19 protein-coding genes and 1 pseudogene are annotated in these 20103 nt (G+C 72.7%); 8 read left to right on the top strand and 12 right to left on the bottom strand.

What is annotated here, in order from left to right; translation table 11 throughout:
- Positions 1-224: 224 nt before the first annotated feature.
- The 7 genes from ROT00_RS15415 to ROT00_RS15445 are packed head-to-tail and all read right to left on the bottom strand — an operon-like array spanning position 225 to position 6508.
- Entirely contained in the window at positions 225-623 is a 399-nt protein-coding gene (locus ROT00_RS15415) for a RidA family protein (RefSeq protein ID WP_243570224.1), read from the bottom strand.
- The gene (locus tag ROT00_RS15420; RefSeq protein ID WP_404775915.1) at positions 623-1462 is read right to left on the bottom strand and encodes an ABC transporter permease; all 840 of its coding nucleotides are present in this window, start codon (positions 1460-1462) and stop codon (positions 623-625) included. Before ROT00_RS15420 ends, ROT00_RS15415 begins: the two co-directional genes overlap by 1 nt.
- Complete coding sequence (locus ROT00_RS15425; RefSeq protein WP_404775916.1) at positions 1459-2292, bottom strand: ABC transporter permease; 834 nt, start codon at positions 2290-2292, stop codon at positions 1459-1461. Before ROT00_RS15425 ends, ROT00_RS15420 begins: the two co-directional genes overlap by 4 nt.
- A complete protein-coding gene (locus tag ROT00_RS15430; RefSeq protein WP_285462555.1) occupies positions 2289-3116 on the bottom strand; it encodes an ABC transporter ATP-binding protein in 828 nt (275 codons plus the stop codon). Before ROT00_RS15430 ends, ROT00_RS15425 begins: the two co-directional genes overlap by 4 nt.
- A gap of 38 nt (positions 3117-3154) precedes the next feature.
- The gene (locus ROT00_RS15435) at positions 3155-4129 is read right to left on the bottom strand and encodes an LLM class flavin-dependent oxidoreductase (RefSeq protein ID WP_404775917.1); all 975 of its coding nucleotides are present in this window, start codon (positions 4127-4129) and stop codon (positions 3155-3157) included.
- A gap of 1 nt (position 4130) precedes the next feature.
- Positions 4131-5561 (bottom strand): dihydroorotase, encoded by a 1431-nt coding sequence (locus ROT00_RS15440; RefSeq protein ID WP_404775918.1) that lies wholly within the window; start codon positions 5559-5561, stop codon positions 4131-4133.
- Positions 5558-6508: an alpha/beta hydrolase gene (locus ROT00_RS15445; protein WP_404775919.1), complete on the bottom strand. Its 951-nt coding sequence runs from the start codon at positions 6506-6508 to the stop codon at positions 5558-5560. The genes ROT00_RS15440 and ROT00_RS15445 overlap by 4 nt, the downstream gene beginning before the upstream one ends.
- Before the next feature lie 282 nt (positions 6509-6790).
- Between ROT00_RS15445 and ROT00_RS15450 the strand changes: the two genes are divergently transcribed.
- The 4 genes and pseudogenes from ROT00_RS15450 to ROT00_RS15465 all read left to right on the top strand — a co-directional run bounded on the left by ROT00_RS15450 (position 6791) and on the right by ROT00_RS15465 (position 10423).
- The gene (locus ROT00_RS15450; RefSeq protein WP_404775920.1) at positions 6791-7864 is read left to right on the top strand and encodes a putative F420-0 ABC transporter substrate-binding protein; all 1074 of its coding nucleotides are present in this window, start codon (positions 6791-6793) and stop codon (positions 7862-7864) included.
- Positions 7864-9033, top strand: a complete 1170-nt coding sequence (locus tag ROT00_RS15455; RefSeq protein ID WP_404775921.1) for a putative F420-0 ABC transporter permease subunit — start codon at positions 7864-7866, stop codon at positions 9031-9033. Before ROT00_RS15450 ends, ROT00_RS15455 begins: the two co-directional genes overlap by 1 nt.
- Before the next feature lie 67 nt (positions 9034-9100).
- A pseudogene (locus tag ROT00_RS15460) lies at positions 9101-9610 on the top strand (ABC transporter ATP-binding protein); the annotation flags it as partial.
- A gap of 357 nt (positions 9611-9967) precedes the next feature.
- Positions 9968-10423: a nucleoside/nucleotide kinase family protein gene (locus ROT00_RS15465; protein WP_404775922.1), complete on the top strand. Its 456-nt coding sequence runs from the start codon at positions 9968-9970 to the stop codon at positions 10421-10423.
- Between the two features lie 288 nt (positions 10424-10711).
- On the opposite strand, the gene fgd is transcribed toward ROT00_RS15465, so the two are convergent.
- The 5 genes from fgd to cofE form a co-directional block, all read right to left on the bottom strand.
- Positions 10712-11740, bottom strand: coding sequence for a glucose-6-phosphate dehydrogenase (coenzyme-F420) (fgd, locus tag ROT00_RS15470; protein WP_404775923.1), 1029 nt, complete (start codon positions 11738-11740; stop codon positions 10712-10714).
- Positions 11737-12519, bottom strand: coding sequence for a 2-phospho-L-lactate guanylyltransferase (cofC, locus tag ROT00_RS15475; RefSeq protein ID WP_404775924.1), 783 nt, complete (start codon positions 12517-12519; stop codon positions 11737-11739). The genes fgd and cofC overlap by 4 nt, the downstream gene beginning before the upstream one ends.
- A complete protein-coding gene (locus ROT00_RS15480; RefSeq protein WP_404775925.1) occupies positions 12516-13514 on the bottom strand; it encodes a TIGR03557 family F420-dependent LLM class oxidoreductase in 999 nt (332 codons plus the stop codon). The genes cofC and ROT00_RS15480 overlap by 4 nt, the downstream gene beginning before the upstream one ends.
- 130 nt (positions 13515-13644) lie before the next feature.
- Positions 13645-14376, bottom strand: coding sequence for a GntR family transcriptional regulator (locus ROT00_RS15485; RefSeq protein WP_404775926.1), 732 nt, complete (start codon positions 14374-14376; stop codon positions 13645-13647).
- Between the two features lie 150 nt (positions 14377-14526).
- Positions 14527-15297 (bottom strand): coenzyme F420-0:L-glutamate ligase, encoded by a 771-nt coding sequence (gene cofE, locus ROT00_RS15490; RefSeq protein ID WP_404775927.1) that lies wholly within the window; start codon positions 15295-15297, stop codon positions 14527-14529.
- A 209-nt stretch (positions 15298-15506) separates the two neighbouring features.
- On the opposite strand from cofE, the gene ROT00_RS15495 reads away from it, so the two are divergent.
- The 4 genes from ROT00_RS15495 to ROT00_RS15510 all read left to right on the top strand — a co-directional run bounded on the left by ROT00_RS15495 (position 15507) and on the right by ROT00_RS15510 (position 20083).
- Positions 15507-17009 carry a cell wall-binding repeat-containing protein gene (locus tag ROT00_RS15495; protein ID WP_404775928.1) on the top strand — a complete coding sequence of 501 codons (1503 nt, stop codon included), beginning with the start codon at positions 15507-15509 and terminating at the stop codon, positions 17007-17009.
- 97 nt (positions 17010-17106) lie between these two features.
- Positions 17107-17952 (top strand): exodeoxyribonuclease III, encoded by an 846-nt coding sequence (locus ROT00_RS15500; protein ID WP_404775929.1) that lies wholly within the window; start codon positions 17107-17109, stop codon positions 17950-17952.
- Positions 17953-18153: 201 nt separating this feature from the next.
- Positions 18154-19011 carry an ABC transporter ATP-binding protein gene (locus ROT00_RS15505; protein WP_404775930.1) on the top strand — a complete coding sequence of 286 codons (858 nt, stop codon included), beginning with the start codon at positions 18154-18156 and terminating at the stop codon, positions 19009-19011.
- Between the two features lie 43 nt (positions 19012-19054).
- Entirely contained in the window at positions 19055-20083 is a 1029-nt protein-coding gene (locus tag ROT00_RS15510; RefSeq protein ID WP_404775931.1) for an aliphatic sulfonate ABC transporter substrate-binding protein, read from the top strand.
- The last annotated feature ends 20 nt before the right edge of the window (positions 20084-20103 follow it).

Genomic DNA, 20103 nt, shown 5'->3' on the forward strand with positions numbered 1-20103 from the left:
TCGGGAGGCGGGGCCGGGCGGAGCGGGGCCGAGGCCGGGCCGGGCCGAGGCGGGCCGGGGCGGGCCGGGCGCGGCGCGGCGCGCGCCCGGGCACGACGAAAGCCGGCCCCCGTCATCGCGCATGAAACGGGGGCCGGCGGTCTCGCTCGCCACGAGTGCCGGAGCACCTCGGCGCCGCAGCAGCACAGCAGCACAGCTGCCGCAGCAGCACAGCGCCGCGGCACTCAGCCCGAAGGCACCGCCGCGATCGCCTCGATCTCGAAGCGGTAGTCGGGTCCGGCGAAGCCGGCGACCTGGATGAGCGTCGACACCGGGAAGTCGTGGGTGAAGTAGCGGGCGCGGATGGCCCGCAGCTCGTCGCGCACGAGCTGGAAGTCGTCCCGCACGAACACGTTCACCTTCACGACATCCGCCGCCGTCGCCCCCGCCGCCTCGAGCACCTTCACGAGGTTCTCGAAGGCGAGCTCGATCTGCGCGGCGGGCTCGGCCGGCATCGTGCCGTCCGGCCGCATCCCGATGATCCCGCTCAGGAACACCAGGTCGCCGCCGGAGACCCGGATCGCCTGGCTGAAGTCCGCCGTGGGCGGGTACACGCCCTCGGGGATGACGATCTGCTTGTGCATCAGGAGGCCCCCGCGATCTTCCGGTCGTCGTACCACGGCGCCAGGCGGCGTCGCAGCGTGGAGATGAGCAGCAGCGTCAGGTTCGCGATGATCACCATCACGATGACCATGGCGATCGCGTCATCCATCTGGAACTGGTAGGCGGCGTACTCGAGCATGTGCCCGAGCCCGCCCGTGCCGCCGAGGAACTCGCCGAGCACCTCGCCGGTGAACCCGAGCGCGGCTCCGCGCTGGATGCCCGACAGGCTGTACGGCAGCGTCGCGGGCACGATGATCTTCCAGCCGAGCGCGATGCCGTTCACGCCGTACACCCGCCCCGCGTTCACGAGGGAGGTGCTGACCGTGACGGCGCCCTCCATCGTGTTCAGGATGATCGGGAACACCGCGAGCAGGAACACCAGCGCGATCTTCGACTCGCTGCCGAGCCCGAGGCCGAGGATGAACAGCGGCGCGAGCGCCACCTTCGGCGTCGAGTACAGCAGCCAGAGGAAGGGCGCGACGGTGAAGCGCAGCACCGGCGACCAGCCGACGGCGAGGCCGACGGTGACGCCGACGGCGACCGCGATGACGAGGCCGATCGCGACGTTGCCGAGGCTGTAGCCGAACGCGCCCCAGAACTCGGGATCGACGAGCAGCTTGCCGAACGACACGGCGATCGCGGAGGGCGGCGGCAGGAACGACGCCGGGATGAGCTGCAGCCAACTGACCGCGGCCTCCCAGATCAGCAGGATGGCGGCGATGACGCCGAGGAGCAGCCAGGTCCACTTGGCCTCGCTCCGCCGGATCACCCGCCGGGGGCGCACGATGCGCATCGTGCCGGTCGCACTCGTGACGGTCATCGCCGGCCCTTCCTCGTCCACGGGGCGGACCATCGTTCGACGAGGGTCACCACCTGGGTCATCCCGACGCTCCAGGCCACCACGATCGCGATCGCGGCGAACGCCTGGTCGGTCTGGTACGTGTTGGCGGCCTTGATGATGAGCGCGCCCATGCCGGAGGCCGAGCCGGCGAGCTCCGCGACGACCATGCCGATCGTCGCGAGCACGACCGCCTGGCGGAGACCGGCGAACAGGAACGGCACCGTCGACGGCAGGTACACCGAGCGGTAGAGCTGCGTGCGGCTCGCGCCGTACACCTGGCCCGCCCGGATGATCGACGCGTTCGTCGTGCGCATGCCCGCCGCCACGTTCAGCAGGATCGGGAACAGCGCGCTCACCGCCACGAGGAAGATCACCGGTCCGATGCCGAAGCCGAACCACGCCTTCGCGAGCGGCTGGTAGGCGATCGTCGGCGTCGCGTAGATCGTCCACGCGATCGGCCCGACGACCCGGTCCATCGGCAGCGAGCTGCCCATCAGCAGCCCGACGGGGATCGCGATCACCGCGGCGATCGCGAAGCCGATGAGCCACGCCTGCGCCGAGATCAGCATGTTCGGCCAGAGCGCGCCGCCCGAGACGAGCTCGACGAAGCCCTGCGCGATGGCGGTGGGCGGCGGCAGGAACACGGGGTTGATCCAGCCGAACACCCCGACCACGAGCTGCCACACGACGAGCATGACCACGACCTCGATCGCGAGCACGCCGGCCTTGCCCGCCGGGCTGAGCCCGGCGAGCCAGGCGCCGATGCCGCCCCGGCCGAGGTTCGGCCCGGCGGCGAGGAGGGCGCTCATTTCGAGACCGCCGCCGCCGTGGCCTCGCCCTGCAGGGCGTCCCAGAGGTGGTCGCGGAGCTCGAGGAACCGCGGATCGTGCTGGATGCTGCGCTCGGAGCGCGGGCGCTCCAGCCCGGTCTCGATGATCTCCTTGATGGCGCCGGGGTGGCTCTTGAACACCACGATGCGGTCGCCGAGGAGGATGGCCTCCTCGATGGAGTGGGTGATGAACAGCACCGTCTTGCCGGTCGCGGCCATGAGCTTCTCGATCTCGTCGCGCATCACCTCGCGGGTGAGGGCGTCGACGGCGCCGAGCGGCTCGTCCATCAGCAGGATGCGCGGCTCGGCGACGATCGCGCGGGCGAGGCCCACGCGCTGCTGCATGCCGCCGGAGAGCTCCCGGGGGTAGGAGTTCTCGAAGCCGGCGAGACCGACGAGCTCGATCGCCTCCTGCACCCGCTCCCGCCAGCCGGCGCCCTTCAGCGCCTTCTGCATCTCGAGCCCGAACTTCACGTTGTCGAAGACCGTGCGCCACGGCAGCAGCGCGTAGTCCTGGAACACGACCGCCCGGTCCGGGCCCGGCCCGGTGACCGGCGAGCCGCCGACGAGCACCGTGCCCGTCGTCGGCTTCACCAGTCCCGCGACGACGTTCATGAACGTCGTCTTGCCGCACCCGGACGGCCCGAGCACGGTGATGAACTCACCCTCGTGCACGTCGAGGTCCACGCCCTCGATGGCGGTCAGCCGCTTGCCCGTTCGCGCTACGTCGTAGCTCACCGACAGGTCGCGCACCGAGATCAGCGGCGCACCCGCCTCGTTCCGTTCGATTGACGTCGTCGTCATCTCATTCTCCATTTCGGGGGCGCGGCGGAGCTGCCGCGTCAGCGCATCTTCGGCAGCACCTCGCTGCCGAGCAGCTCGATCTGGTCGAAGAACTTGTCGAACTTGAACCGGAAGTCGAACACGACGTGCTCGACGCCCGTCGCCTCGAACTTCTTGAGCTCGGCGACCGCTTCATCGGGGTTGCCGACGATGAGCTGGCCTTCCAGGTCCTCGACGGTCTCGAAGCTACCCGACGGCGGCTTGACGGCGAACTTGGCCTTGTTGGCCCAGGCGAGCAGGCCGGGCACGTTCACGTGCTTCAGCGCCTCCTCGCGAGTCTCCTCGATCGAGGTCGGCGGGATGACGGCCACGGTCGGCATCGGGCGGCCCGAGGCATCCGTCATCTCCTTCATCACGTCGATGCGCTTGGCCATCGACGCGAGGGAGATGCGGCCCGGCATCCAGCCGTCCGCGTACTCGGCCGCGAGGCGCGCCGAGCGCGGGGTCGCGCCGCAGTACCAGAACGGCACCCGGCCACCGACGGGCTTCGGCTCGATCGTGACGTTCTCGAAGGAGAAGATGCCGTCGTCGTAGGTGACGTCGTTCTCGGTGAAGACCCGCTTCAGGATCTCGGCGTTCGAGCGCACCATGTCGACGCGGTTGAGGTCGCCCCAGCCGATCGCCTCGAACTCGTGGTCGAAGGTGCCGGCGCCGAAGCCGAGGATGAGGCGCGGCCCGAGCAGCTGGGTCATCGTGCCGGCCATGAGCGCGGTGACGAGCGGGTGGCGGAAGGGGATCAGCGATCCGGTGCCGAGCTCGAGCTTCTCGGTGACGGCGCCGATCGCGGTGAGCGTCGTGAGCGCGTCGTAGAAGGTGCGGTTCGGCTTCTCCATCTCGCCGTGCGGCTCGAACACGAGGTGGTCGCGCACCCAGACGGAGTCGAAGCCGAGCTCCTCGGCGCGCTTCGAGCCCTCGAGCAGCTTCTCCTTGCTCGCCTCCTCGCCGAAGTGCGGCAGCAGCAGTCCGAATTTCATGTCAGTTCCCTTCCTTCGCGGCGAGCGCGGGTTCGGCGGCGCGTGCCGCGGCTTCTGCGGCCGGGGCGGCCGCGAGCTTTCCGTGACCGGGCGTCCCGACGACCTCGCCGTCGGCGTACACGTCCTCGCCGCGCACGAGGGTGCGCTCGATGCGTGCGCTGATGGTGCGCCCGTCGTAGGGGGTCCAGCCGATCTTCGAGAGCACGTCGTCGTTCGTGATCGTCCACTCGTGGGCGGGGTCGGCGATGACGAGGTCGGCGTCGGCGCCGACCTGGATGGTGCCCTTGACGCCCGCGAGGCCGAACTTGTCGGCGGGGATCGTCGCGACCATGTCGACGGCCCGCTCGAGGGTCAGCTCGCCGCGGTTCACGGCGTCGAGCATGAGCTCGTAGTAGTACTGGATGCCGGGCGTGCCGGTGTGCGCGCTCCACATCTCGGTCCAGCCGATCTCCTTCTCCTCGCGCGTGTGCGGCGCGTGGTCGGAGCTCGCGATGTCGATGGTGCCGTCGCGCATGCCCTCCCAGATGGCGGCCCGGTTGTCGTCGGGCACCCAGTAGGAGAGGGCGTACGGGCCGAGGGTCTCGACGTCGTTCCAGGTGGAGAGGAACGGCGCCCAGTGGTTCACCTCGCAGGTGACGTCGATGCCGGCGGCCTTCGCGCGGCGCACCGCCTCGATGGAGCGGCGGGTCTGGATGTGCGCGATGTGGACGGGGCATCCGGATGCCTCGGCGAGCCGCAGCACGACGTCGATCGCCGTGTCCCAGATGACGCCCTCACGGGCGGCGTAGGCGGAGGCGTAGCCCTGCGGGGTGTTCTCGCCGCGGGCGAGCACCTCGCCCTCGATGTAGTCCATGAGCGCCTGGTCGTGCGGGTGCACGATGAAGCGCTTGCCGGTCTTCGCGATGCGGTCCATGATCTGCAGCAGGTGGCCGTGGTCGTGGATGCCGGTGCCGGCCGGGTGCGGGTAGGTGCGCCCCGTGTCGACGACCATGTAGATCTTGAAGGCGTTGATGCCCATCTCGGCCATCGGCTCGATCTCGTCGAACTTCGTCGGCGCCGGGTTGTGGTTCCAGTCGACGATCGAGGTCGAGGCGTAGCGCTCGAACACGTCGGTGAGGGTCTCGACGTCGACCGTCGGCGGGTTCAGGTTCGGCATCCCGAAGATCGTCGTGACGCCGCCGGCCGCGGCCTGGCGCGTCGTCGTCAGGATGTCGTCCTTGTGCTCGTAGCCGGGCTCGCGGGTGTGCACGTGCACGTCGACCATGCCGGGCAGCACGAGCCGGCCGGTGGCGTCGACGGTGCGCACCGCGTCGATCGCGACATCGGGCCCGACGAGGCCGGCGATGCGGCCCTCGTGGACGAGGACGTCGGCCCGCTCGGGGCCGGCGGGCGTGACGACGGTGCCGCCCGCGATTCTGAGGTCGATGGTCACTTCGGTGCCTCCATGAGCTCGGTGATCTCGCCCTGGCCGGGCGAGGTGGTGGTGCGCACGACGACGTCGCTCGGCCGCACGTAGCGGTCGAGCCAGTCGACGATGAGCGGAGTGGTCTGCTCCCAGTAGCGGTCGTAGGCCGCGTAGTGGGTGGTGTGCCGCTGCATGATCAGCTGCTTCGGGCCCTTCGCGGCGGCGAAGAGGGCCTCGGCGTGGTCGGTGGGGGTGGTCGCGTCGCCCTCGACGCCGATCACGAGGAGCGGCGTCGCGAGACGGTTGGCGGCGTCGATGGGCCGGTAGGCGAGGATCTCCTCGGCGCAGGACAGCGGGATGGCGGAGGGGATGCGGTCGTCGACGTCGGCCTTGATGTTCGTGGCGCGGCGCTCGGGGGTGGGCACCATGATCTCCTCGCGGGGGTGCACGAGGCGGCCCTGCCCGGTGGTGACGCGGAGCCGGCGGTCCTCCTCGAGGCTCGCGAGGAAGGCGAGCCAGGCGTGCTCCTCGCGCATGCGGTGCAGCCAGTCGGTGCCGTCGGCGACGGGCACCTGGCTGACGGCCGCCTTGACGCGGGGGTCGACGTCGGCGAGGAGCACGGCGTTGCCGCCGCCCGTGCCGCCGGTGCCGAAGACGCCGATCGCGTCGGCGACGACGTCGTCGCGGGTGGTCAGGTAGCTGACGGCGTTCACGAGGTCCTGCAGCTGGCGCGCGGGCGAGAGGATGCCCCGGTCGCCCTCGGAGTCGCCGAAGCCGCGGTAGTCGAAGACGAGCACGGCGAAGCCGGCGGCGACGAGGGCCTCGTGGTAGCGCACGTAGAGCTTCGCGTCCTTCAGGCCGAGCCAGCCCGGACCCTGCACGATGGCCCGGTACGGGCCCGGCGTCTCGGGCGTACGCCAGATGGCGGCGATGCGATCGCCCTCGCTGTAGAACTCGACGCCTGTGCTTCTCATGCGGGTCCTCCCGGATCTCGACGCTTCCTTGCGCGGGGCCCGGCACGCGGCGGATGAATCGGCATCCGCGGTGTCGACCGGAAGCTTCCGATCGGGCCCGCCGAGCCCATCATGTCGTATCTTGGATCCAGAATCCAGTATTGATCCGAGATCGCTCTCGGAGCTAGGCTCTTCTGCGACGGCCGGGCGGGATTGCCCGGTGTCACCAGTGGTCCGGGATTGGGCCGCGAGTCGCCGACCTCGTCGGATTCCGCATCGCTCGCCCCTGCCCAGGAGATCCGCATGACCACCAGTCCCGGCCGTTCCACCGGCCCCACCCCGCCCCGCGCGTCCGCCCGCCGCGGCGGCCCCGCCCGACTGCGCGGACCGGCGCTCGTCGCCACCGCGCTCGGCCTCGCCGTCGCCTCGACCGCCGCCCTCGCCGGCTGCGCCGCCCCCGCCTCGGCCGAGCGGCCCGAGGCATCCGCCGCCGCCTCGACCGGCTACCCGCTCACGATCGACAACTGCGGCACCGAGGTCACCTTCGACGCCGCGCCCGAGCGCGTCGTCACCATCAAGTCCTCCACGGTCGAGCTCATGCTCGCGCTCGGCCTCGGCGACCGCGTCGTCGGCACCGCCTTCAGCGACGGCCCCGTCCCCGAGGAGTACGCCGACGCGCTCGTCGGCGTGCCGGCCGTCTCCGACAAGGTGCCCTCGCAGGAGGCGACGCTCGAGCTCGAGCCCGACCTCGTCTACGCCGGCTGGGAGTCGAACCTCTCCGCCGAGGGCGCCGGCGAACGCGATCAGCTCGCCGCCCTCGGCGTCGCGAGCTACGTCGCCCCGGCCGCGTGCAAGGGCGAGGGCTACATGCCCGACCCGCTGACCTTCGACGAGGTCTTCCGCGAGTTCGAGGAGCTCGGCGCGATCTTCGACGTGCCGGACGCCGCGGCCGAGCTCGTCTCCGAGCAGCGCGCCGCGCTCGACGCGATCGAGCCGAACACCGACGGGCTCACCGCCCTCTGGTACAGCTCGGGCACCGACACGCCCTTCGTCGGCGCAGGCATCGGCGCCCCGCAGATGATCATGGACGCCGCCGGCCTCGAGAACGTCGCCGCCGAGGTGCACGACACCTGGACCTCGATGAGCTGGGAGGCGATCGTCGACGCCGAGCCCGACGTCATCGTCCTCGTCGACGCCCCCTGGAACACCGCGGCGTCCAAGATCGAGCTGCTGCAGCAGAACCCCGTCACGGCGGCGCTGCCCGCCGTCGCGCAGGAGCGGTTCCTCGTCGTCGACTTCCCCGCGACCGAGGCCGGCGTGCGCAACGTCTCCGCCGTCCAGTCGCTCGTCGACCAGCTGGCTGCGCAGGCGGGCTGATGCGCACCGCCGGGCGCACGGAGACGACGGCTGGGGTCGGCGACCCGGGCCCGGTCGGCGACGTGCGCCCGGCCCCGCCCGCCGCGGCAGGTCCGCGCGGCCGACCGCGCGGCGGACGGGCGCGCGGCAGCCGCCCGCTCGGCAGCCGCCCGCTCGGCCGGCGGGCGCTCCTCGCCGGCCTCGTCGGGATCGTGCTGCTCGTGGCATCCATCGTCGTCGCCGTCACCCTCGGCCCCGCCGAGCTCTCCCCCGGCGAGGTGCTCGCGAGCCTCGCCGCGCACCTCGGCTTCGGCGAGCCGACGCTCTCGCCGCTCCGCGACGGCATCGTCTGGCAGCTGCGGATGCCCCGGGTGCTCACCGCCGCCGCGGTCGGCGCGGGCCTCGCCCTCTGCGGCGCGGTGATGCAGGCGATCACGCGGAACCCGCTCGCCGACCCGTACCTGCTCGGACTGTCCTCGGGGGCCTCCGTCGGCGCGGTCGTCGTGCTCGTCCTCGGCTGGGGGCTGCTGCTGCCCCTCGCGGCCTTCGGCGGCGCGGTGCTCGCCCTCGTCGCGACGCTCGGGCTCGCCCTCGCCGCCGGTCGCGGCGGGCGCCTCGCCCCGACCACGACCGTGCTCGCCGGCATCGCCGTCACGAGCGTGTTCGGCGCGGTCACGAGCCTCGTCATCTTCTGGAGCGCGACGAACGACAGCTACCGGGAGATCCTGAACTGGCTGCTCGGCTCGCTCTCCGGCACCGACTGGAGCTCGGTGGCGATTGCGGGCGGCGCCCTCCTCGTCGTCGGCGCCCCGCTCGTCGCGAGCGCCCGCACCCTCGACGCCTTCGCCGTCGGCGAGTCCGGGGCCGCGGCGCTCGGCGTGCACGTCGCCCGCAGCCGCGCTCTGCTGCTCGGCGGCACCGCGCTGCTGACCGGCGCCCTCGTCGCCGTCAGCGGCTCGATCGGCTTCGTCGGCCTCGTGCTGCCGCACGCCGTGCGACTCGTCACCGGCCCGGGCCACCGCGCGCTGCTGCCGCTCTCGGCCCTCGCCGGGGCGATCTTCCTGGTGTGGGCCGACACGGGCGCGCGCACGCTGTTCGACCCGCGCGAGCTCCCGGTCGGCATCCTGACCGCACTGATCGGCGGGCCGGTGTTCGCCTGGCTGCTGCTCCGCTCGAGGAGGACAGCATGATGCCCGGATCGCGGACCGGGGGACGCGTGCGCTTCGCCCGACTGCTGCCACGCTCGAGGAGGACCGCATGACCCTGGACCTCGACCGCGTGCGCTTCGCCCGCGACGGCCGCACCATCATCGACGGGATCGATGCGACGCTGCCCGGCGGCGCGCTCACCGCGCTCATCGGACCCAACGGCGCGGGCAAGTCCACCCTGCTGCACCTCATCGCCGCGATCGAGCGGGCCGGCGACGGCGCACTCGCCCTCGACGGCCGCGAACTCGGCCGGATGCGCCGCCGGGAGCGCGCCCGCCTCGTCGCCCTCGCCGAGCAGCAGGCCGAGCTCGACCCGCAGCTCATGGTGTCCGCGGCCGTGCTGCTCGGCCGCACTCCGCACCTCGGCGCCTTCGCGCCCGCCGGGCCGCGCGACCACGCGCTCGTCGCGCACGCGCTCGAGGCGACCCGCGCCGAGCATCTCGCCGGACGGCGGATCGGGGAGCTCTCCGGCGGCGAACGCCAGCGCGTGACGCTCGCCCGGGCGCTCGCCCAGGAGCCCGAACTGCTGCTGGCCGACGAACCCACGAACCACCTCGACCTCTCGGCGCAGCTCGTCGCGCTGGAGCTGCTCGCCGGCCTCGCCCGGGGCGGCCTCACGGTCGTCGCGGCCCTGCACGACCTCAGTCAGGCGGCGGCGTACGCCGACCACGTGCTCGTGCTCGCGGACGGCCGGGTCGTCGCGGCCGGCCCGCCCCGCGAGGTGCTCACCGCGCAACTCGTGCACGAGGTGTACGGCGTGCGCGCCCAGATCATCGACCACCCGATCACCGGGCGCCCGCTCATCGCCGTCGCCGCCGGGGCGGCCGCGGAGGCGTCGTCGTTGGCGTCGTCGTCGCCGGTGACCGGCGCGGTCCCCGCCGGCACCGGTGGCGTGCCGGGCGCGTAGCCTGGAGGAGTGAGCGAATCGGTCGTCGACGGCATCGCCGCCGAGTTCCTGCACAACGCGAATCGCGGACGACGCCTCGTCGCGGTCGACGGCGCGGATGCCGGGCGTGCCGCGCGCTACGCCGACGCCCTCGGGCGGGCGATCGCCGAGGCATCCGGTGACGAGGTCGCGCGCCGCTCGCTCGGCGCGGTGAGCGAGGCGGAGCTCCGCAGCGGCACGGTCGAGCCGTTCCGCGCGGGCGACGACGGCGGCCCCGACGCCGTGCTCGTCGTCGACGGGCGGGGCCTCCTCGACGACGCGGTGCGCGGCATCTGGCACTTCTCGGTCTGGACCCTCGCGGGCGACGAGCTGCCGCACTCCGGCGCGAACGTGATCGTCGACGTCTCCGACGAGGGCGAACCGAGCCGGTACTTCTACGACTACTGCGCGATCCCGCCGAGCGTGAACCGCCCCGGCCTGCACTGAGGAGGCGCCGCCCGGCCTGCCCTGGCCCGGCTTGCCCTGCCCGCACCATCCCCGGCTCGGCTTGCCCTGCCCGCACCATCCCCGCCCGCACCATCCCCGCGCGCTGCGAGGCGCACGACGATACCGGCGGCACGCCGTGCGGCGACGGCGCGTCCCGGGTTCGGTCGTGCAGCTCGCAGCGCGGCAAGGCCGGGCGGGATGGGAGAAGGGCGTGCACAGGACCGGGCCCGGCACGCTCACCCACGCGCCGGGCCCGGAACTCGAGGGCGACGGCTCGCCCGCCGCGACTCAGCCGCGGGCGCGGAGACGCGGCGCCAGGTCGCGCTCGAAGAGCTCGAGGAAGCGGCGCTGGTCGTGCCCGGGCGCGTGGAACACGAGGTGGTTGAAGCCCCAGTCGATGTACTGGCCGATCTGCTCGACGACGGCGTCGGGGTCGGTGCCGACGATCCAGCGCTTCGCGATCTGCTCGATCGGCAGGGCGTCGGCGGCCCGCTCCATCTCGACGGGATCGGTGATGTCGTGCTTCTGCTCCTTCGAGAGCGAGAGCGGCGACCAGAACCGGGTGTTCTCGAGCGCGGCCTCCTCGGTCTCCTCGTAGGAGAGCTTGATCTCGATCATCCGGTCGTACTCGTCGAAGGTGCGGCCGTCGTCGCGTGCGGCGAGGCCCTCCTTCACGGCGGGCATGAGCTGATCGGCGTAGAGCTCCGCGCCCTTGCCCGAGGTGCAGATGAAGCCGTCGCCGGCGCGCCCCGCGTACTTCGCGACCTGCGGGCCGCCCGCGGCGATGTAGATCGGCACGGCCTGCTCCGGGCGGTCGTAGATCGAGGCATCGTGGGTCGAGTAGTACTCGCCCTGGAAGTTCACCTGCCCCTCCTCGTTCCAGAGGGCGCGCATGAGGCGCACCGACTCGCGCAGCCGCGCGTAGCGCTCGCGGAACTCGGGCCAGTCCTGCTCGCCCGCGCCCCGGAAGCCCGTCGCGATCTCGTTCAGCGCCTCGCCGGAGCCGAAGCCCGCGATGATGCGATCGGGGTAGAGCATGCCGAGCGAGGCGAACGCCTGCGCGAGGACGGCCGGGTTGTAGCGGAACGTCGGCGTCATCACGCTCGTGCCGATCTTCACCGAGCTGGTGCGCTCGCCGACGGCGGCCATCCACGCGAGCGAGAACGGCGCGTGCCCGCCGGTGTGGCGCCACGGCTGGAAGTGGTCGCTCGCGAACACCGACTCCATGCCGTGGCCTTCGGCGGCCACGGCGATCTCGACGAGCTCGCGGGGGTCGAACTGCTCGGCGCTGGCCTTGTACCCGAGGGTGAGGGTCACGATTGGTCTCCTTCTGCTGAGAACTGCTGGGTAGTGAGAACGCGCGGACGCGAGCCGGTCTTCCGCGCGGATGCCTCGGCCGATGCCTGGACGGATGCAGCGGCGGATGCCTCGGCATCCGCGTGCGGCAGCGCCTCGTCGGCGAACGCGGCGACGACCTCGGCCGTGCGCGGGCCGACGCCGAGGCCGAGCGCGGCCTCGAGCGCCTCGACGGTGTCGACGTCGCGCCGGAGGCCCGGGTCGATGTCGCCGAGCGCGGACAGCTCGGCGAAGCCGGCCGAACGGTGGGCGGCCGCGGAGTCCGGTCCGAAGCCGGGCCGCAGCCCGGTGCCCGCGAGCGCGGTGACGAGCGTCGTGCCGGTGTCCTCGAGGTCGGCGACGAAGGCGAGCCGGTGCCCGCACGCCGCGTCGAGGGCGTCGTCGAGCGCACCGGAGCGGAGCGCCGGCAGATCGCCGAGCAGCACCGCGAGATGCCGGCCGCCGCCGTGCCTGACGTGGGCGATGCCGAGCTCGATCGCGGACGTGAGCCCGGGCTCGCCCGGCTCGGGGACGAGCTCGACCTCGGGGAGCGCGGCGAGCTCGGCGCCGAGCGCGGTCTCCCCGGTGACGACGACGACCTCGGCGACCCGGTCGGCGCGGCGCACGGCGTCGACCGTGTCGAGCGCGAACGCCCGGGCGAGCGCGGCCCGCTGCTCGGCGCCGAGCTGCGGGCGGAGGCGGGACTTCGCCGCCGCGAACGCCTTCACGGGGATCACCACGACCCAGTCGCCGCCGCTCACGGGCGCAGCCCCGGCAGGACGTCGCGGCCGAACACCTCGAGCCACTCGAGCTGGTTGCGGCCCACGTTGTGCAGGTAGATGCGGTCGAAGCCGAGGTCGAGGTGCCGCTGGATCTCGGCCCGGTGCAGATCGGGGTCGGCGGAGACGACCATGCGTCCGGCGAAGTCCTCGGGGCGCACGGTGCGGGCGAGTTGTTCGAGCTCGAAGGGCGAACGGATGTCGCCGCGGCCGAAGCGCATGCCGGCGATGGGCCATTCGGCGAGCGCGTTGCGCATCGCCTCCTCGTCGGTCTCGGCCCAGGAGAGGTGCAGCTGCAGCACACGGGGCATCTTCGACGCGTCGCGGCCGCCGTCGCGGGCGCCGTCGGCGAAGCGGGCGAGCAGCACCTCGAGCCGCTCCGACGGCCCGCTCTGCGTGATGAGCCCGTCGGCGACGCGGCCGGCGCGGCGCGCGGTGACGGGGCCGGCGGTCGCGATGTAGATCTCGGGCGCGACCTTCGGCATGGTCCACAGCCGGGTGGACTCCATCTTGAAGCTCGGGCCTGCGTGGCGCACGTCGCGCCCGGCGATCGAGGCCGCGAAGAGCTTCTTGATGAGCTCGACCGCCTCGAACATGCGCGCGATGCGGTCGGGCGGCTCCGGCCAGTAGGCGCCGACGACGTGCTCGTTGATCGCCTCCCCGGACCCGATACCGAGCCAGTGCCGCCCCGGGTACATCGAGGCGAGCGTCGCGCTCGCCTGGGCGACGACGGCGGGGTGCATGCGGAAGGTCGGGGTGGTGACCCCGGGCCCGAGGTCGCCCCGGGTTGCCGCGCCGACCGCACCCAGCACGCTCCACACGTGCGAGGCCTGGCCGAGACGCGGCAACCACGGCTGGAACGGGTCGGTGGCCATGGTGCCGCTGAAGCCGTGACGCTCCGCCGCAGCGGCGAAGGCGACGGCGTCGGACGGCGGGAACTGCTCGAGCATTGCGGCGTAGCCGATGTGCACTGACACTCCTCCATCCTGACGCGTCGTCGTTCCGGCGTCACGCGAGCGAGCTCGCGAGGCGGGTCACCTCCCGCCGCATCAGTATTTCGGATACTGGATCCAAAAGCAAGGGGCCGGCCCATCGGGGCCGCAGGCGTCAGCGCGCGGCGGCACCGCCCTCGGTGGAGAGCATCTCGAGCACCGCGTCGCGGACGCCCGTCAGGTGCGAGCGCAGCACCTCGGCCGCGGCATCCGCATCGCCCGACTCGACCGCCGCGACGAGCGCCTCGTGCGAGTGCCCGTGCTCGCCGCCGCCCACGAGGCGCCAGCCGAGCACGTAGCGGCCGACCTTCAGGCGCAGCTGCTCGATCATCTCCCAGTGCACCGGGCGCGCGGCCGCGCCGTAGAGCTCCGCATAGAACTGCGTGCGGGCATCGACGAAGTCGGCGCCCTCCTCCTCGGCGTCGGCGATCCGGCCGAGCTCGCGGAGCCGGGTGATGCGCTCGGGCGTCATCTCGTCCATCGAGTGGCGCAGCGCGTCGACCTCGAGCAGCACCCGGATGTCGTAGACCTCGCGCGCCTGATCGGCGGAGAGCGCCTTCACGACGGCCCCTCGGCGGGCGTGGAACTCGACCAGGCCGTCGGCCTCGAGCTGGATCAGCGCGGAGCGCACCGGCAGCCGCGACACGCCGATGGTCTCGGCGAGGGTCTCCTGCCGGAGCTTCTGCCCGGGCGCGAGCGTCCCGTCGAGGATGGCGTCCCGGAGGATGTCGTAGGCCATCGTGCCGACCGAGCGGTAGCCCGCCTGGTGGCGGCCCGCCAGGCGCTGCAGCGCCTCGGCGCTCGGCGCGCTCGTGGTCGATCCGGCGCGGCTGTCGCGTTCGCTCATGGCGACGAGGCTAGCGGATGGATCGTCGCCGGGCACGCAAATTGGATCCAAGATCGCGGATGCGGCGCAACCGGCCGCCGTCGCCTGCGCGGCTCAGTACTCGCGCGGGCGCCGTCGCCTGCGCGGCTCAGCGCTCCCGCGGCCGCCGGCTCAGCGCTCGCCGTCCTCCGCCTGCGCCTCGTCGAATCCCGCCCGGTACCCCTCGTCGTACGCCTCGTCGGCGCCGAGCCGGAAGAGGTCGCGCTCGGACGGCCGCTGGATGGACCGCGCACCCGGCAGGTCGAGGTCGCCGACGTAGCGGCCGAGCCCCCGCACGATCGCGACCGGCACGCCCGCGCTCTTGCCCTTCACGAGCTCGCCCGCGCCGGCCAGCTCGTCGGCGACGCACGGCATCGTGACCGCGAGCGCCTTGCCCGAGGCATCCACCTGGCCGCGGAGGTCGTCGAACACGTGCACCCCGGCCGCGCCGATCGCGATGTCGGTCTGGCCCTCGCGCCACGGACGGCCGAGCGTGTCGGAGAGGATGACGCCGACCTCCCGACCGGTGAGCTCCCGCAGCCCGGTGGCGAGCGCGCGCGCCGAGCCGTCGGGGTCGACGGGGAGGAGCAGCACGGTTCCGTCGGGGGAGTTCGAGGCGTCGACGCCGGCCGCGGCGCCGACGATGCCCTGCCGGTTCTCGACGATGCGGGTGACGCCGCCGTCGTACTCCCGGGTCGCGACGACGCGCACGGTCTCCGCGGTGATCGCCTCCTCGCGGTCGGCTGCCTCGACGAGGCGCCCCTCGGCCTTCGAGACGATCTTCGAGGTGACGACGAGGATGTCGCCGTCCTCCAGCGAGGCGGCCCCCGCGATGATCGCCGCCAGATCGGCGCCCGCCGTGATCTCGCCGATGCCCTCGACGCCTTCGACGCTGAATCCCATCGTCGCCTCCTCGCTCGGATTCGATCATGGCAGCAATGGCGGACGCGCGGCAGTCGGCGCTCTCGGGCGCGGGGCCCGGCCGGCGACGGGCCGGCATCGCCCTCGACGGGCGAACCCCCAGAACGGGGGAGTCGATTCCGGCCGGTGTGCTCCGTATCGTCCGCATCACGGCCCAATCGGAGCCGCCCCTCCAGTAAGGAACACCTCACATGACCCGACGCCCTCGCGCGACGCCCTGGCGCGCGACCCTGGCCGCTGCAGCCTGTCTGGCCCTCACCGCGTTCGGCGCCCTTCCGGCGAACGCCGCCGAGGACGAGCCGCTCGGCCGACCCGTGCCCACCGCCGAGGCCCCGAGCAGCGATGCCGGCGACCCTCTGGCCCCTCGCACTCGCGACCTCGGGGTGTCCGCCGCGGCCGCGGCCGCCGAGCTCTCCGCGACCGCGGGAACGCAGGACCTCGCGCCGATCGCTGCCGCGACGGGATCGATCAGCGGCACCGTCACCAAGATGACCGGCGCCAAGACGAAGGCCCCGCTGGCCGGGGCCGTGGTCTCCGTGCATCCGTACCAGCCCTCGAGCGACACCCTGCCTCCGGCGGTCGCGACCGCCACGAGCGCGGCGAACGGCACCTACACCGTGACCGGAGTGCCGGCGGGCCAGTATCTGGCGCTCTTCCGCGATCCCGCGAAGGGCACGAAGCTCCTGCCGGACTTCTGGCGGAACGCGGCCTACGCCACGTCCGCGACGCCGATCACCGTGTCGGATGGTCAGACCGCGACCGGCATCGATGAGATGCTCGCCCCGCTGCTGAGCGGCTACATCGCCGGCGCCGACCGCTACGAGACCTCCGCCGCGATCGCCGAGGACTTCCCGGTCGGCGTCGACTGCGTCTATCTCGCCTCCGGCGCGAACTTCCCGGATGCGCTGAGCGCGGCCCCGGCCGCCGCGACGTGCGGCGGTCCGCTGCTGCTCGTGCAGCCGACCGCGCTCCCCGCGAAGATCGCCGCCCAGCTCACGCGCTTGAAGCCGGCCAAGGTCTTCATCGCGGGCGGGACCGGTGCCGTCTCCGCGAAGGTCGAGCAGGCCGTGAAGGCCCGCGTGCCGTCGGCGAGCATCAAGCGGCTGGCGGGCAAGGACCGATACGGCACGTCGCGGGCGATCGTCGACACCGCGTTCGGTACCAGCCAATACGTCTGGATCGCGACCGGCGTCGACTTCCCCGACGCGCTCGCCGCGAGCAACGCCGCGGCCGCGTACCGCGAGCCGGTGCTCATCGTCCCGGGTCGCGCAGCGAAGGTCGATGCCGCGACGATGCAGACCGTCGCCAATCGCCAGCCCGACGCGGTCGTGATCGCCGGCGGCACCGGCGCCGTCTCAACCGGCATCGAGAACCAGCTCTGGTGGGACTACGGCAAGCTCCGCCTCTCCGGCAAGGACCGCTACGGCACCTCGATGGCGATCAACGACTGGGCGTGGAACACCCCGGGCAGCAGCTCCGTCTACGCCTTCATCACGAACGGGACGAAGTTCCCCGACGCGCTCTCCGGTGCGGCGCTCGCGGGCGGTCGCTACGGCGCGCCGATGTACACGGTGCCGCCGAACTGCGTACCGAACACCGTGCAGCAGCACATCTCCGAGCTCCGCGTCTACGAGGCGTACCTCATCGGCTACTTCTCGAAGATCTCCTTCGCGGAGCCGCTGAAGCGCTGCTGATCGCAGCGGATCGGCTCACGGCCGCGGGTGCCTTCCGGCATCCGCGGCCGTTCGCGTCGGCGCCAGCGCGTCAGCGGCGGCGGATACGCTGGATCCCATGCGCATCGCCACCTGGAACGTCAACTCGATCCGCACCCGCGTCGGCCGTGTCGTCGACTGGATGGTGCGCGAGGACGTCGACGTGCTCGCGATGCAGGAGATCAAGTGCAAGCCCGAGCAGTTCCCGCACGAGGCGTTCGAGCAGGCGGGCTACGAGCTCGCGATCCACGGGCTGAACCAGTGGAACGGCGTCGCCATCGCGAGCCGCGCGCCCATCCACGACGTCGAGCACGAGTTCCCCGGCATGCCCGGCTTCCTGAAGGGCCACGAGGGCCCCGACCTCCCCCGGGAGGCCCGGGCGATCGGCGCGACCGTCGACGGCGTGCGCATCTGGAGCCTCTACGTGCCGAACGGCCGCGCGCTCGGCGACCCGCACTACACCTACAAGCTCGACTGGTACGCGGCGCTCACCGAGTACACCCGCGCCCAGACGAGCGCGCACCCCGAGCTCCCCTTCGCGCTCATGGGCGACTTCAACGTCGCCCCGCTCGACAGCGACAACGGCGACCCCACCGTCGTCGTCGGGCAGACGACGCACGTCTCCCCCGCCGAGCGCGAGGCCTTCTTCACGCTCGAGAACGCCGGCGTCCGCGACGTCGTGCGCGCCCGCGTGCCGGAGGGGCTCTTCACCTACTGGGACTACAAGCAGCTCCGCTTCCCCCGCAACGAGGGCCTGCGCATCGACTTCATCCTTGGCTCGGAGGCCTTCGCCGAGGCCGTCACGAGCGCCTCGATCCACCGCGACGAGCGCAAGGGCGACGCCCCGAGCGACCACGTGCCGGTGCTCGTCGAGCTCGACCTCGGCGGCGACGACGACGGCGACCTGCCGATGATCTTCGGCTGAGCCGCCGCCGACTCGAGCGGCCGCCGACTCGGCTGAGCCCGCGGCGCGGGCGGCGCGCCGTGTTACGCCATGGGTCGCGCCGGGCTGACAGCACCGCCGCCCGATCGGTACCGTCGGGGCATCCACACCGCCCTGCGCGCCGATCTCCCCCGATGCGGTGCCGCCGATCGGTTCCGGCGAGCCCGGAGCCCGGGAGCCGACATGTCCGCGACGCCGACGAGCACGAGCGCAACAGCGCTGCCCGTGGAGTTCCGCGGCGTCGGGCGCGCGTTCGCGACGGCATCGGGCCCCCGCCCGGTGCTCCGCGACGTCGACCTCATCGTCGAGGCCGGTGAGATCCTCGCGATCCTCGGTCCGAGCGGCTGCGGCAAGTCGACGCTGCTGCGCATCGCCGGCGGCCTCGACCGGCCCACGAGCGGACGGGTGACGATCGCCGGCTCCCCCGTGGCCGACTACGACACCCGCAGCGCGATCGGCTTCCAGGAGCCGCGGCTGCTGCCCTGGCGCACGGTCGCGCAGAACGTCGCGCTGGGCCTGCCGCGCGGCACCGCCCGCGCCGCCGGACGCGCGCACGTCGCACGCCTCCTCGAACTCGTCGGGCTCGCGGAGTTCGCCGAGCACCGCCCCCGTGAGATCTCCGGCGGGATGGCGCAGCGCACCTCCCTCGCCCGCGCGCTCGCCCGCTCGCCGCACGTGCTCCTGCTCGACGAACCGTTCGGCGCGCTCGACGCCCTCACGCGGCTGCGCATGCAGGACCTGCTCCTCGACGTCCACGCCGCCGAACCGACGACCGTGCTGCTCGTCACGCACGACGTCGATGAGGCCCTGCAGCTCGCCGACCGCATCGTCGTGCTCGGCTCGGCGCCTGAGGAGGAGGGCGCGGCGCCGGGCGCCGGCATCCGCCAGACCGTCGTCGTCCCCGGCACCCGTCCCCGCGACCGCGGCTCGGCCGAGCTCGCCGAGCTCCGCGGCCGGCTGCTCGACGGGCTCGGCATCGACCGGCACGGGGCCGCCCGCGGCATCCAGGCCACCAGCACCATCCCGGCGTTCCCCTACTGAGCGCGCCGGGCCGGAATCGCCCCCCCATCCCCCGAGGAGTCACATGTCCCGCACCAGTCTCATCCGCACCGCGCTCGTCGCGGGCGCCGCCGCGAGCGCCCTGCTGCTCTCCGGCTGCGTCGCCGGCGAGGGCCAGGCCGCCCAGCCCGACCCGAGCGCCGAGTCGGGCTCGCTCGAGGGCCAGTCCCTCGCGATCGACTTCGCCACCTACAACCCGCTGAGCCTCGTCATCAAGGACCAGGGCTGGCTCGAGGACGCCGGGCTCGACGTCACCTGGGTGCAGTCGGCCGGTTCGAACAAGGCCAACGAGGCGCTCCGGGCCGGGGCGATCGAGGTCGGTTCGACCGCGGGCTCCGCGGCGCTCCTCGCCCGGTCGAACGGCTCGCCGATCCAGGTCATCGACATCTTCTCGCAGCCCGAGTGGGCCGCGCTCGTCACGGTCGACGGCACCGGGGTCTCCTCCGTCGCCGATCTGAAGGGCGCGCAGGTCGCCGCGACGAAGGGCACCGACCCGTACTTCTTCCTCCTGCAGACGCTCGAGGCCGAGGGGCTCTCCGCCTCCGACATCACCGTGCAGAACCTGCAGCACGCCGACGGCTGGGCCGCGCTGCAGAACGGCTCGGTGCAGGCCTGGGCGGGCCTCGACCCGATCATGGCCGGCGCCGAGGAGCAGGGCGCGACGCTCTTCTCCCGCAACGTCGACTTCAACTCCTACGGCTTCCTGAACGCCACCGAGGACTTCATCGCGAAGAAGCCCGAGGTCGCCCAGGCCGTCGTCGACGCCTACGAGCACGCGCGCCAGTGGGCGCAGGACAACCCCGAGGAGACCGCGCAGATCCTCGCGGACGTCGCGGGTCTCGACCTCGCCGTCGCGACGAAGGTGATCGACGAGCGCACCAACCTCGACGTCGACCACGTGCCCGGCGATGCCCAGGTCGCCGTGCTGGAGAAGATCGGCCCGATCTTCGTCGAGCTCGGCGACGTGCCCAACCAGAAGCAGGTCGACGAGGCCCTCGCCTCGCTCATCAACGACGAGTTCGCCACCGAGGCGGACCCGGCGCGCTTCGAGTAAGGCGCCTCGATGACGACGGA

The sequence above is a fragment of the Agromyces mediolanus genome, from assembly GCF_044917495.1.
GTDB lineage: Bacteria > Actinomycetota > Actinomycetes > Actinomycetales > Microbacteriaceae > Agromyces > Agromyces mediolanus_B.